Consider the following 13,403-nt stretch of genomic DNA (forward strand, 5'->3'; position numbering starts at 1 on the left):
CGCAAGGAGACGGCACCGCCGTGGACGCCAACGCCAAGACGCCCGAGGACCTCTTCGGGATGCACATCCGCTACGTCATCCCGCCCTTCCAGCGCCCCTACGTCTGGGAGGAGGAGAAACAGTGGCAGCCGTTGTGGGAGGACGTTGCGCGCACCGCGGAGCTGGTGCTCGATGTGCTCGACGACCGCAACGCCGTCTCCGCGGTGCCCGCGCATTTCTTCGGCGCCGTGGTGCTCCAGCATGTTGCCACCGGGACCGGATTCATCAAGTCCTGCAATGTGATCGACGGCCAGCAGCGGCTCACCACGCTGCAGATCCTGATCGATGCCGTCCAGCAGGTCGTCGACTCCTATGATCTCGAACGGGAGTCGGAGGCGTTGCGCGATCTGGTGCTCAACAACCCCAAGAAGGTCGAGCGGGCGGAAGAGGTCTTCAAGATCTGGCCCTCCCGGATCGACCAGCCGGCCTTCGTCGCGGCGATGAACGACGAGGCCGAGGTGACCGAGGAGGTCCAGGACGCGCAGATTGTCCTGGCTCACCAATACTTTCATGGTCGAGCCGCGGAGTGGGCCAAGGAAGCGGAAACGCCCGAAGACACCGCACGCAGGCTCACCGCGTTGACCATTGTGCTGCAGCGGCACCTGCAACTGGTCGCGATCGACCTCAGCCCAGCCGACAACCCGCAGATGATCTTCGAGTCGTTGAACGACCGCGGCACACCATTGCTGGCAACCGACCTGGTGAAGAACTTCCTGTTCCAGGCCATCGCCGATGCCGGCGGGGATGTCGACGGCTGGGAACGGGAGTACTGGAGCGACTTCGACGAACCGTGGTGGCGCGAGCAGGTCGCCCAGGGCCGCTACAACCGGTCCCGGATCGACATCTTCCTCCAGTACTGGCTGATCATGCGGTTGCAGGAGGACGTGCCCAGCGATGAGGTGTTCCGCCGCTTCCGCACGTTCGCGCTGGATCGGGACATCGACAGTCTCGCCGCTGCGGAGGAGCTGCTGGCTGAGCTGCGCGGCGATGCCCGCCAGTTCCGGCGGTTCGCCGACTTCACTCCCGGCTCGCCGGAAGGACGCTTCTACTACCGGATCGTCGAGGCCCTCCAGATGGGCCTGGTGACCCCCGTGCTGTTGTGGCTGCTCGCCGAGCGGAACGCGGTGTCCGACGCGTCCCGAGCCGGTGCGCTGGCGGCGTTGGAAAGCTGGGTGGTGCGCCGGATGTTGCTCCGTCGCACCACCAAGGATGTCAACCGGCTGGTTGTCGCCCTGCTCAAGGAGCTCAACGAGGCGGAGTCCGGCCAGGAGGGCGCGGTGACCGAGCAGTTCCTCCTGGGGCAGGAGGCCGATTCCCGCTACTGGCCGGCCGACGAGGAACTGGTGCCTGTCATCGCCGAGGCCAGGCTGTACAACTCGCTGCAGCAGGGCCGGATCCGGATGGTGCTTGAAGCCGTCGAGGACTGGAAGTACACCGCCAAGTCGGAGCACCGGCCCTGTCCGCGCAACCTCCAGATCGAACACATCATGCCGAAGTCCTGGCGACCGCATTGGCATGCGGGTGTTGCCGACGAGGAGGGCAGTGTCTCCCGCGACCGGCTCGTCAACACCCTGGGCAATCTGACTCTGGTAACCGACAAGCTCAACCCGTCGTTGACCAACCTGCCGTGGACCGACGAAGAAGCCGCGCAAGTGAAACCCGGTGCGGAAGGCAAGCGCACCCAGCTCAGCTGGCACAGCCAGCTACTGCTGAACAAGGAACTGGTCAACCTGCATCACGATCGGTGGACAGAGCAGGACATCCTGGCCCGCGGCCAGGCGCTGGCGGAGGCGATCGCGGCGATCTGGCCCCGAGGTCACTCGACCGGGCAGTCCGGCCTCCGGACAGGTTGAGTCCTGGTGTCGGACCGGCTCGCTAACGTAGCCCCGTGACTGAACGCCGGCTTCTCGACGTGCCCGATGCGACGGCCATTAGGGATGAGCTTCAGCAGCTCGTGCTGGCCGACCTGCTTGGCCCGCTGGGCGGCGCCGAGGAGGAGTTCGCCGGGGAGAACCCGATCGACCGCTACCCGCTCGGCAGACTGGCTCCCCGGGGCGATGTCGTGGAGCCGGAGGTCCACGACGAGCTCGCCGAGGTCGCCGCCGGGGATCTCGCGGACACCGACACCGAGCCCAGCGCGCCTAACGTGCCCAGTCTCAACCCATCCGCGCTCGGTTTTACCGCCTGTGTCGCCGGTGAGGTCACCGAACTGTTGGTGACCGCGGAATGGGGGCGCTACCGGCAGGTCCGCTCCGAGCGCGAGGAATCCGCAGGCCGCGCGGTGTGGCGACGATTCCCGATGGCGGGCGAGGTCCGGATGCCGCTGGTTGACGGACTGCTTCCGGCCCTGGCCGTCACCCCCGAGCAACCCAATGTTGTGGTGCGCGGCAGGGCGCGGCGGCACAAGGACGTCTGGCTGGTCTCGCTGTTCCTGGAAAACCGGGAACCGCAGCCGGAACCGAAGAAGCGGCATGCGCCAGCCTGGTTGTTCCAGGTGGCGCTCGCCGCGGCCGGCGTGGGCGGCGAGGCGGTGTTTCGGCCGCGGCCCGAGCAGTTCACCGGCGGTGACGAGGAGGATCGACAGGAACGCCGGATGCTGGCCATGACCTACCGGTTCGGCCCGGAGTTCGCGGTCGGCAGCGGAACCGCCGTGCGGGTGCAGCCTGCCCCGGGAGAGGATCCGACCCGTGCGCTGCGGATCAGCACCAGCACGGTGCCTGCCTTCGAGGTGCCCAGCACCGACGTGCCTGATCCGGAACGGGACCCCGACCTGCCGTTCCTGGCTGATGTGGTGCTGGACATGAAGCAGCTCGCCGAGCTCGCCGATGGTCCGGCCGAGGTGCTGCTCGACCGCGTCCGGCCGTTGCTCACGGGGTACCGACAGTGGATCGACGCCAGGGCGGCGGAGATCGGAGACCCCGGACAGCATCTCGACGGCTACGCCACCCAAGCCAAGCAGGCGATCGCGGCCGCCCGGCGCGCGGCCAACCGCATCGAGGCGGGCCTGAACACACTGGCCACCGACGGCAACGCACGCAGTGCCTTCGGCTTCGCTAATCAGGCCATGTACCTCCAGCGGGTGCACACGATGGCCACCGCTCGTCGCCGGGAGACTCCGGAGGAGCTGCTGGATGACGCGCTCTGTGCGGTGGACCTGCCTCGGAACCGGAGCTGGCGTCCGTTCCAGCTAGCCTTCATTTTGCTCAACCTGCCCTCGCTCGCCGACCCCACGCACTCTGAACGGACCGAAGGAGACCACGCGGCGCTCGCCGATCTGCTCTGGTTCCCGACCGGTGGTGGCAAGACCGAGGCCTACCTTGGACTCACCGCGTTCACCCTGGCGATTCGTCGACTACAGCCCGTGCTGCCCGGGTTCGACGCGACCGGCGGCCTGGCCGTGCTGATGCGGTACACGCTGCGGTTGCTGACCATCCAGCAGTTCGAGCGGGCGACCACGCTGATCTGCGCCGCGGAGACCCTGCGCAGGCAGGACCCCGGACGCTGGGGTGGCAACCCGTTCCGGATCGGCCTGTGGGTCGGTGGGCGAGTCACCCCCAACACCACCAAGGGCGCCGAAGCCTGGGTCAACCAGCAGCGCAAGGGCAGCTACGTCCGGCACGGCGGTGGTTCGCCACACCAGCTCAGCAACTGCCCGTGGTGCGGCACGGCCATCGAACCCGGCCGCGGCATCGAGGTCGACATGGTGCGGCGACGCACCTACGTGGTCTGCCCGGACGTGTGCTGTCCCTTCGGCGGCCACTCCTACGAGTCCTGTCCCGATCCAGCTGAACGTCGTGGCCTGCCCGTCCTGGTGGTGGACGAGGAGATCTACCGGCATCCGCCCGCACTGCTCATCGGGACTGTGGACAAGTTCGCCCAGCTCCCGTGGAAGGGCGAGACCACTGCGTTGTTCGGCCGGGTCACCCAGCGCTGCCGACGGCACGGCTACCTCAGCGAGGACCTCGTCGGTGAGTCCTGTGGCGGGACAAACCACCCGGCCACGGCAAATGCGCAAGCCAGCGCGATCGAGCACGGCCTGCCGCTGCTGCGGCCACCGGACCTGGTCATCCAGGACGAGCTGCATCTCATCTCGGGACCGCTTGGCTCGCTGGTAGGCCTGTATGAGACGGCGGTCGACCGGCTGTGCTCGTGGGACCATCCGCGCTCTCGAAGCCGGATCCGGCCCAAGGTTGTCGCCTCCACCGCAACTGTGCGCAGGGCGGACCGCCAACTGCACCGGTTGTTCCACCGCAAGACCGCGGTGTTCCCGCCGCCAGGGCTTACCGCGAAAGACAACTTCTTTGCCAGGCAACGGCCTACTGAGGTCAAGCCGGGACGGCGCTACATCGGAATCTGCGCCCACGGCACTCGGCTCAAGTCGACCCTCATCCGGGTCTATGTGTCGCTGCTCGGGGCTGCGCAGAAGCTCCATGAAAAGTATGGCAAGAACGAGGTCACTGACCCTTACATGACCTTGGTGGGCTATTTCAGCAGTCTGCGTGATCTTGGTGGGATGCGTCGCCTGGTCGAGGACGACGTGTCCAGCCGACTTACCAAGGCGCACCAGCGAGGCTTGGCTCGCCGTTATGACGTTGAGCTGAAAGAGCTCACCTCTCGGCTTACCTCCGACCGGATCCGGCCGCTCCTCGATCAGCTGGAGGTCCGATTCCCCAGAGCCAAGGGCACTGGAAAGCCCAAGCCCATCGACGTGTTGCTAGCCACCAGCATGATTGCGGTCGGGGTCGACGTGTCCCGGCTTGGCCTGATGGTAGTCACCAACCAACCCAAGTCGACCGCCGAGTACATCCAGGCCACCAGTCGAGTCGGCCGGGACAAAGCTCCCGGCCTTGTGTTCACCGTGTACAACTGGGCGCGGCCACGGGATCTGTCGCATTACGAGCGGTTCGGCCATTTCCACGCCACGCTGTACCGGTATGTGGAGGCGTTGTCGGTGACCCCGTTCGCCGACCGTGCGCTGGACCGCGGCCTCACCGGCGTACTCGCCTCGCTGGTCCGGCATCTGGAGCAGCAGTACAACGGCAACACCCGGGCCAAGGATTTCGCCAGGACCTCCGACCGCGCAGCTGAGATCTACCGCCATCTCACCACCAGAGCAGAGGCGGTGAGCCGGACGACCAGGCTGCGGGTGGACGATCTCCTGAACACCCGGCTCGACCACTGGGAACAGGAACGCGGCAAACCGGCGAGCAAGCTGGTGTACCGGCAACCGCAACAGGTTGACGCGGAACACGGCCTGCTGCACCGGCCGGGTCTGCAGGCATGGCGATTGGGCACCTGCCCGAACTCACTGCGTGACGTAGAACCAAGCGTGCCGTTGCTGCTGCAACCCGTCGATAAGGCGCCGCCGCCCGAGCCGCCTTTTGTGCGACCGGCCACGGTGACCCCGCCACAGAGCACGCAGGAGGCAGAGGCGTGACCGGAAGCAGGGATCCGCAGCAGCTCCGGGTTGGCGGCCTTCGGCCGAACCAGTTGCTGCACACCTACGGCGTGGGCGCGGTGGCCGACCTGCCCAACCTGTCGGTGGTGATGCTCGGCCTGGATCAGTGGGATCCACAGTATTCGCGCACCGTCGTCGAAGATCGACTACTGGCCGCGGTCCAGGTCAAGCTCGGTCAGCAGGTCGAGGCGCTGCGGATACCACCACACCTCGAAGAAACGCCGGACCCCTTTGGTGACTGGTCGCGGGTGGGTGTCCCGGTCGGCCTGTTCCCCGGTTGGCTGCGCTGCTCGAACACCTCCTGCAACCGACTGGGCCGGGCCGACTCCGGCATGTTCGACTTCATTCCCGATCCAGTGTCAGCTGATCGCACCCGGTTCGGGCATCGTTGCCGAGGTGGCAGGGGCAGCAAACCCGCGACGGCGGTCCCCGCGCGGTTTGTCCTGGCCTGCGCCAACGGGCACCTCGATGACTTTCCCTGGTCGTACTTCGTGCATCAGGATGATTCCGGGAACAGCCACGTACTTCGCCTATCCGAGCGGGGCAGCACCGGTGAGGCATCCGATGTGATCGTGAGCTGCGAAGAGTGCGAGGAGCCCAAGCACCGGGGCATGGAGCAGGCATTCGGGACCAATGCCGCGGAGAACCTGCCCGCCTGCCGGGGCAGGCATCCGCATCTAGGCGCGTTCGACGCGTGCTCGGAGCCGGTTCGGACCATGGTGCTGGGCGCGACCAACAGCTGGTTTCCCATGCAACTCAGGGCATTCACCTTGCCGCGGGACCGCGATCCGGTGGATCACCTGATCGCACACCACTGGCAGCGAATCGAGGTACTGTCCAAACTGGACGGTGACGTGGCCAAGCAGATCCTGCCCACCCAGTTCTTTTGGCCTGAGCTGGAGCCCCACGGTGTAGACAAAGCGTGGGAGGCCATCGAGCGTTATGCGGGAGGTGACGCCGATGATGCTGAGGAGTTCGGCGCCACCAAGCTGCTCCGGCCGGAGTGGCGGGCTTTCACCGACTCGGTCGGCCTCGAACATGACCACTTCACCACCCGCGGGGAGCCAGTGCCGAAGGGGATGGGGCGTTGGCTGGAGCGAGTGGTGCTGGCGACCCGCCTCCGTGAAGTGGCCGCGCTGTATGGTTTCACCCGGATCGACGCGCCAGAGTTCGAGGTGTCCAACACCCAGGACGACCGGCAGGTGAGGCTCTCGCAGGCACGGCCGACCTGGGCGCCGTGCGCCGAACTGCGTGGCGAGGGCATCTTCCTGAAGTTCACCGAGACCGCGATCGCCGAATGGGAACAGCGTGCCACGGTGCTGCGTCGCAGGCAGGACGTGTTGCTTCCCGGACACCGGAAATGGCGCGAGCAGCGTCGCTTGCCGAGCGGCAGGTTCCCAGACCTTCGCTACTTGCTGCTGCATACCTTCGCCCATGTTCTGATCCGCGAGTTCGCGCTGGAGTCCGGCTACAGCGCCGCCGGTATCGGGGAGCGGATCTACGCCGAAGAAGGGGCGCACCCCATGGCCGGTGTGTTGCTGTACACGGCCGCGCCGGACAGCGAGGGCACGCTCGGCGGTCTGGTGGCGCTGGGGGAAACCGAGCAATTGGGGCAACTGATCGGCCGGGCGTTGGAATCGGCCGAACTGTGCAGCTCCGATCCGTTGTGTGCCGAGCATGACCCCACCGTGCACGGTCGCCTCTACGGTGCGGCCTGCCACGCGTGCCTGTTCGCCTCGGAGACCTCCTGCGAGCGCGGCAATCAGTATCTCGACCGGGCGCTGCTGGTCGACACTCTCGCTGGGCATGGTTGCGGGTTCTTCCATGCCTGAGACCGAACTCGCCGCGGAACTGGCCGAGATCGCTCGTGAGCTGGCCACCTCTCAGGTCGACATCTGGGCAAGCGTGCTCACCGACTTCGCGTCGGTGGGATCGGAGGTGGAGTCGGCGCTCACCAGGAGCACACCCAGTGCGCCGACTACCACGGCCCGTAGGCTTCGCCAGGTGTGGCAGCGGCACGGCCCTGAGCTGCCAGGCGTCGCACTCGCGTTGGCGCTGCGTGCCGCGGGGCATGTTCATCGGGATACCGACAGCCGACGGGCCAGCCTGGTTGTCAGCGGTCCGACCGACTTTCATGCGCCGACCCGGCTGACCAGGCCGGCCGCGCTTGAGGTGGTTGCCTCAGCACGTGACCGGGTGTTGTTGGTCAGCTATGTGACGCACGGAATGGCCGAGCTGATCGAGGAGTTGCAGCGCGCCGCCATACGGGGCGTCGGTATCGACTTCGTGCTCGAGGGCAAGTGGAAACAAGGCGGGACGGTAAGCGGCGGTCGGACCGGTGAGACCGTGTTCGCCCCGCTTCGAGGTCACGCGCGGTTCTGGCGCTGGCCGGCGCAGAACCGGAAAGAACTGAACGCGCTCACGGTTCAGAAGAGCCGGCCCGCGTTGCACGCGAAGATCATTGTCGCTGATGCCAGGTGCGCCTTGTTGAGCAGCGCTAATCTGACCGACCGAGCCTACAGTCGGAATCTGGAGGTCGGTGTACTTCTGCGCGATCCCGATCTCGTTGGCAGGCTCGACGGGCACTTCCGTCGCTTGATTGACAGTAAGACGCTGGAAGAGTGCCCGGAGCAGACGGAATAGGTTTACCGGCTGGATGGCGCGCCCGCCTGCGGACGAGGTTCAGGGCGGTGGCGCGCACTGATCGATCGAGGTGCTACGCGTCGTTTTCGGGGACTCGTGAGAAGAACGAGGACCGCCGCCGTGCACCGGACGCTGTCCGTCAGGGCCGCGTTCGACCGCATGTCCTCCGCCCAGAAGCACTGATTGACCAGCCTGGCCCCGTTTCGAAGCCTTCAGCGCGGGTTGCGGCACAGCTCCAGCACTGAGTCCTCGGTTTTGGCGCAGGGGAGGTAGCTGGCCGCGCGGAGCTTCTCGCGAGCCGAGTCGGTGGCCAAGTGGCGGATCAGGTGGCCGAGGATGGAGGCCGGGGCCGGGGTGCCGTTGGTGTAGAGGTACTCGACGGTCCAGAACGGGTAGCTGCTGTCCTGGTTCGGGTCGATGTGCTCGTAGATCGGCTCCTTGCCGGCCAGGCGGACCCGGACCAGCTTCGGGTACTTGGCGCGGTCGGCGGCGGTCTGGGCCTCGGCGTAGCCGATGGCGCCGGAGACCGCGTTGACCCGGTCCAGCAGTTCGCTGGTGCGGGCGCGTTCGCAGCGGGTCCACGGCACCCCGGGGTTGCGGTCGTTGGTCTCGCAGAACTGCGAGGTCAGGCTGGGGGAGAGGCGGTCCTCCGGGAAGCCGAGCACGTACTTCTCGAAGGTGGTGCGGCTGCCGGAGGAGCCGGTGCGGCTGACGATCCGGATCGGCAGGTTCACCCCCGGCCGCACCTGGCTCCAGTTGGTGTACTCGCCAGCGTAGATCTTGCGCAGCTGTTCCAGGCTCAGGTCGGTGATGCCCTGCTTGGACACCTCCTCGTTGACCACCACGCTGAACACGATGGCCGCCAACGGTTTCGGCTTCAGCTCCGGCGCGACGTCCCCGGCGTGCCCGTCGGCGACGGTGGCCAGCGCCTCGGTCGCCCCGGCCGCCTGGAGCTGTTGCAGGCCCTCCAGGCTGCTGTTCGGCTCGACCTTGATCTCGGTGCCCGCGCAGCCTGCCAGGTGCGCCTTGGTGATCTCCTCGGCGATCGGCGCGAACGCGGTGGAGCCGACCAGCCGCAGCTGTCCCGCGCCGCCGCAGTCGTCCCGGCCGGTCCTGGTCGAGACCACCAGCACCACCAGCACCACCGGGGTCAGCGCCCCGGCCAGCCAGCGCAGCACCCGCTGCCGGGTGATCCGCCGCTGCGCCGCCTCGTCCTGGATCAGCCCGCCGTAGAGCTGGCCCCGGCTCTGCCGCACGCCCTTGTCGGTGCCGGAGAGCAGCACCGCGAACTTGAACCGCTCCCGCCGGTTGAGGTGCACCTTGGGCAGGGTCACCTCGTTGCCGGAGTGCTCCAGCTCGGTGTTGAACCGCTCCTTGATGTCATCGGAGGCCTCGGACACCTTGACCGCCCGCACCTCACGCGGCCCGAAGGTGAACCGCAACCGGTTCACGTAGTCGGACTCGGCCACGTCGGTGCTGCCGGAGTTGCGGATGGCCAGGATCACCATGCTCGGGTGGTCCACCTTGCGGCCGCGGAAGAAGTGCTCCAGCTCGCCGAACTCGCCGGGCAGGCTCAGGTTCAGCCCCGAGTCGAACACCACCCGCCAGGCCAGCCGGTTGCGTTCGAACAGGTACCGGTCCACCACCAGCCAGACCACCACCACGGCCAGCCCGGCGACCAGCACCCACAGCCCGGTCTCACTGGTGAGCGCACCCCCCAGCAGATCCAACATCCCCAGCACCGTGCCGAAAAACCCACCCATACCCGGACGTTGTCACTCGTTCAGGTGGTCCGGGGCCGGGGTTACGCAAGCGGGATGGCTTCGCTACCTGGGTGGCCGGTGGCTGAACGCGGGCGGAACTCCGGCCCCGCTACCGGTCCGGGCGGGGACGCAGGTCCCGCTGGCTCTTGGTCGCCACCACCCAGCGTCCCTGGTGCCGGTAGGTGACCTCCGCCCACCAGAGGCCATCGCGCTTGGGCAGCCAGACCGCGGTGCCAGGGAACCACTCCTCGTCCACCCGGACCAGGCAGGGCCTGCCGTCCGCCCCGGCCTTGGCGGTGGCCTTGAGCCGGTCCTGCCGGGCCACCGCGCGCTCGGAGCAGCAGACCTGACAGGCGGCCAGTCCGCGCGCCTGCGCCTCGGCCCAGGCGAGGCGTTCCGGTTCGTGCACGTCCATGCCCTTGTAGCGGGCGAACTGCTGGCCTTCCAGCAGGCCGGAGCAGTCCCGCTCGTTGTGGAACACCGCGCCGGCCTTGGTGCGGTAGCCCAGTTTCCGGACGCCGGGTGGCGGGGCCTTGCAGTCCGCGCACTGGCCGGGCAGCAGGTCGTGCACACAGCGTTGGTCAGTCATGGGACAGCCCTCAAGCGTTCGCCAGCGTGGTCGCGAGCAGGGGTGCGATCCGGCGCAGCTCCGCGGGCACCGCCTGCGCCGAGCCTCCCTCGACCGCCGAGGCGACCGCGAGATCACCCTTGGCCAGCACCAGCAGGCAGGCGGTGCGGCCCTCCTCCTCGGTGCCGCACGCCGCGTGCTGCGCGTCCACTCCCGGCAGCGCGGGCAGGGACAGCTCGGTCGCGGGGAAGGTGTACGGCCCGTCCCGGAAGCTGCCGCAGGCCAGCTGCCGCTTCACGTCGGTGACCGCGTCGGCGGCCTTGCCGTCGCGGTAGTGCGTGACGACCTGATCCAACGTGATCAGGTCATTGCCGTCCTGGTCGGTCGGGGTCCAGTCAATCAGGGCGGAGTGGTCGATGCGTAGGTCGGACGGGCTGCGCTCGCAGGAGCGGACCAGGCCGTGCTTCGCGATGTCGGTCTCCATGAAGTCCCGGTAGATGCCCTGCCTGTAGCCCGACTTGGTCATGATCGCCTCGGTGGGCAGGGCGCGGCGCAGCCGGGGCGACGGGGACTCCTCGGCACTGGTGGGCGGGGCGGGTGCCGGGAGCAGGGTGGCGCAGGTGGAAGTGAGCAGCACGAAGACGAGCGCGAGTGCGCGGTGCATGACGGAGACCCCCTGGTCTGAATGTGCGCACGGTAGGGGAGGCGGGGATGGGGCGGCAAGAGGGTCGCTGGGCCGGGTGCCTGGGGGGCGATCGCGGGGCTGGGCGTGGCGCACAGTGACGGACTGGGTACGGAGCACTATCTTTCGGGGGATTTTGGGCGATATTGAGGAGAGCCATGACCGCCGCTCAGCCGCGGGTGGTGCCCGTCGGCGCCGCGTTCGACCACATGCCGTTCACCCGCAGGCACCTGATGATCGGGCTGACCCTGTTCGGCGCCTTTGTCATCGACTCCTGGGAACTGGTCGCGCTGGTCTACGTGCAAGCGGACCTGGCCGCCTCGATGGGGATGGACGAGGCTTCGGTGGGGCTGGTGCTCTCCGCGCTGTCCTTCGGGATGATCCCCGGTGCGCTGCTGTGGGGGCCGGTGGCGGACCGGATCGGGCGGCGGCCTGCCTGTTTCGGGTCGATGGTGGCCTACAGCGTGCTGGCCATCGCCTCGGCGTTCGCGCCGGAGCCCTGGGTGCTGATCCTGTTGCGGGTGCTCTCCGGGTTCGCGCTGGCCGGGGTGTACACGGTGACCTTCCCGTACTTCCTGGAACTGGTGCCGACCAAGGTGCGCGGGCGGGCCGCGGTGTACCTGTCCATGGGCTGGCCGGTCGGGCTGCTCTGCGCGATCGGGGCCTCCAGCCTGATCAGGGACTGGAGCTGGCAGATCATGCTGGCCGGGGCGGTGGCCGGGGGCTGGGCGTTCGTGCTGCGCGCGGTGGTGCCGGAGTCGCCGTACTGGCTCATCGCCCGCGGCCGCGAGGAGGAGGCGCGGGTGGTGCTGCGCCAGCTGTCCAGCCCGGACGCCGAGGCGCGGCTGACCGGCAGCGGTGGCCGGGTGGGCAACCCGCTGGAGCTCTTCCGCGGTGGGCTGGTGCGGATCGCGGTGCCCGCGCTGCTGGTCAACTTCGTGTTCAGCTGGGGCTACTGGGGCCTGCAGAACTGGCTGCCCACGCTGCTGGCGCAGAAGGGCCTGACCCTGGACGCCTCGCTGGCCTTCGCCGCGCTGAGTGCGGTGATGATGATCCCCGGCTACCTCACCGCCTCCTACCTGACCGCGCGGTTCGGCCGGAAGAAGATCTTCTTGCTGTACGTGCTGGCCGCCTGCGCCGGGGGCTTCGTCTTCGCCACCGCCGACTCGCTCACCCAGCTGTACCTGGGCAACTTCACCCTGGCCTTCTTCAGCCTCGGCGCCTGGGGGGTGTGGAACACCTGGAACGGCGAGTTCTACCCGACCGTGACCAGGGGCACCGGCGCCGCCTACTCCAGTGCCATGCAGCTGATCGCCAGCACCAGCGCACCGGCCGCGATCGGCCTGCTGCTGGCTGCCAACAGCGGGTTCACCCTGGTCATACTGGTGATCAACGCTTTCCTGGTGGTCTCGGTGCTGCTCGCGCTGACGCTGCCGGAGACCGAGGGGCGCACCCTGACCTGAGGTCAAAATCTAGTGATTTTCCGGAAATTTTGGCGTCTTTAGGGCATGTCGGGGCACAACAGCCCCAGATGCGTTTACAGTAGGTGCAGTAGGCCGGGCGGGATCGCCGCAGGGTGGGCCTAACCCCCAGGGGTCCGCCCGCCGCGAGTGCCCGGCCTACTTCTTTTCTCCCCTCGGTGACACAGCCCCTTGGGTGACCCAGCTCACACAACCGCGTCGGCGGCCGTGCGCGTCCCCGGGATGAGGGGAGGTGGTGGCCGGATGCGGGCGGCGGAGGAACAGCGGTACACCGAGTACGTCAGCGCGCGGCTGCCCGCGCTGCGGCGGACCGCGTACCTGTTGTGCGGGGACGAGCACCGCGCGGACGACGTGGTGCAGGCGACCATCACCAAGCTCTTCGTGCACTGGCGCCGGGCGTCCGCCGCGGACGACCTGGACCGCTACGTGCGGGCGATGCTGGTCCGCACCTTCATCTCCGAGCAGCGGCTGGGCTGGGCCAAGCGGATCCGGCTGGTCGGCGGCGCCGAGGAGCTGCCGCCGACCGCCGCGCCAGCCGGACCGGACGTGGAGACCAGGGCGGTGGTGCACGCGGCGCTGGCCAGGGTCGCGCCCAGGGCGCGGGCGGTGCTGGTGCTGCGGTTCCTGCTGGACCTGCCGGTGCTGGAGGTGGCCGAGCTGCTGGGCTGCTCGGCCGGGAACGTGAAGAGCCAGACCTCGCTCGGGCTGGCCGCGCTGCGGCGGCTGCTGGGCGAGTCGGCGCTGGTCAACCTGGGCAAGGAGTAGCGGA

General features: G+C 68.1%; 9 protein-coding genes. 6 read left to right on the top strand and 3 right to left on the bottom strand.

All coding sequences use genetic code 11. The annotated features are described in order from the left end of the window. The first annotated feature begins 20 nt into the window (after positions 1-20). Genes ACWDY5_RS07280 through drmC form a run of 4 tightly spaced genes read left to right on the top strand, consistent with a single transcriptional unit; the run spans position 21 to position 8,140 of the window. Positions 21-1,892 (top strand): DUF262 domain-containing protein, encoded by a 1,872-nt coding sequence (locus ACWDY5_RS07280; RefSeq protein ID WP_449721401.1) that lies wholly within the window; start codon positions 21-23, stop codon positions 1,890-1,892. A gap of 35 nt (positions 1,893-1,927) precedes the next feature. Next, positions 1,928-5,476, top strand: coding sequence for a DISARM system helicase DrmA (gene drmA / locus ACWDY5_RS07285; protein WP_449721402.1), 3,549 nt, complete (start codon positions 1,928-1,930; stop codon positions 5,474-5,476). Then, positions 5,473-7,329: a DrmB family protein gene (gene drmB / locus ACWDY5_RS07290; RefSeq protein ID WP_449721403.1), complete on the top strand. Its 1,857-nt coding sequence runs from the start codon at positions 5,473-5,475 to the stop codon at positions 7,327-7,329. Before drmA ends, drmB begins: the two co-directional genes overlap by 4 nt. Then, complete coding sequence (drmC, locus tag ACWDY5_RS07295; protein WP_449721404.1) at positions 7,322-8,140, top strand: DISARM system phospholipase D-like protein DrmC; 819 nt, start codon at positions 7,322-7,324, stop codon at positions 8,138-8,140. Before drmB ends, drmC begins: the two co-directional genes overlap by 8 nt. Positions 8,141-8,352: 212 nt before the next feature. On the opposite strand, the gene ACWDY5_RS07300 is transcribed toward drmC, so the two are convergent. The 3 genes from ACWDY5_RS07300 to ACWDY5_RS07310 all read right to left on the bottom strand — a co-directional run bounded on the left by ACWDY5_RS07300 (position 8,353) and on the right by ACWDY5_RS07310 (position 11,135). Then, positions 8,353-9,873 (bottom strand): PstS family phosphate ABC transporter substrate-binding protein, encoded by a 1,521-nt coding sequence (locus ACWDY5_RS07300; protein WP_449721405.1) that lies wholly within the window; start codon positions 9,871-9,873, stop codon positions 8,353-8,355. Between the two features lie 139 nt (positions 9,874-10,012). Then, entirely contained in the window at positions 10,013-10,492 is a 480-nt protein-coding gene (locus tag ACWDY5_RS07305; protein ID WP_449721406.1) for a hypothetical protein, read from the bottom strand. A 10-nt stretch (positions 10,493-10,502) separates the two neighbouring features. Then, positions 10,503-11,135: a hypothetical protein gene (locus ACWDY5_RS07310; protein ID WP_449721407.1), complete on the bottom strand. Its 633-nt coding sequence runs from the start codon at positions 11,133-11,135 to the stop codon at positions 10,503-10,505. Positions 11,136-11,311: 176 nt separating this feature from the next. Here ACWDY5_RS07310 and ACWDY5_RS07315 point away from each other — a divergent pair, with 176 nt between their 5' ends. Both ACWDY5_RS07315 and ACWDY5_RS07320 read left to right on the top strand, forming a co-directional pair. After that, positions 11,312-12,616, top strand: coding sequence for an MFS transporter (locus ACWDY5_RS07315; RefSeq protein WP_449721408.1), 1,305 nt, complete (start codon positions 11,312-11,314; stop codon positions 12,614-12,616). Positions 12,617-12,877: 261 nt separating this feature from the next. Continuing rightward, the gene (locus tag ACWDY5_RS07320) at positions 12,878-13,399 is read left to right on the top strand and encodes a SigE family RNA polymerase sigma factor (RefSeq protein ID WP_449721409.1); all 522 of its coding nucleotides are present in this window, start codon (positions 12,878-12,880) and stop codon (positions 13,397-13,399) included. Positions 13,400-13,403: the final 4 nt, after the last annotated feature.

Source organism: Crossiella sp. NPDC003009, assembly GCF_053591555.1.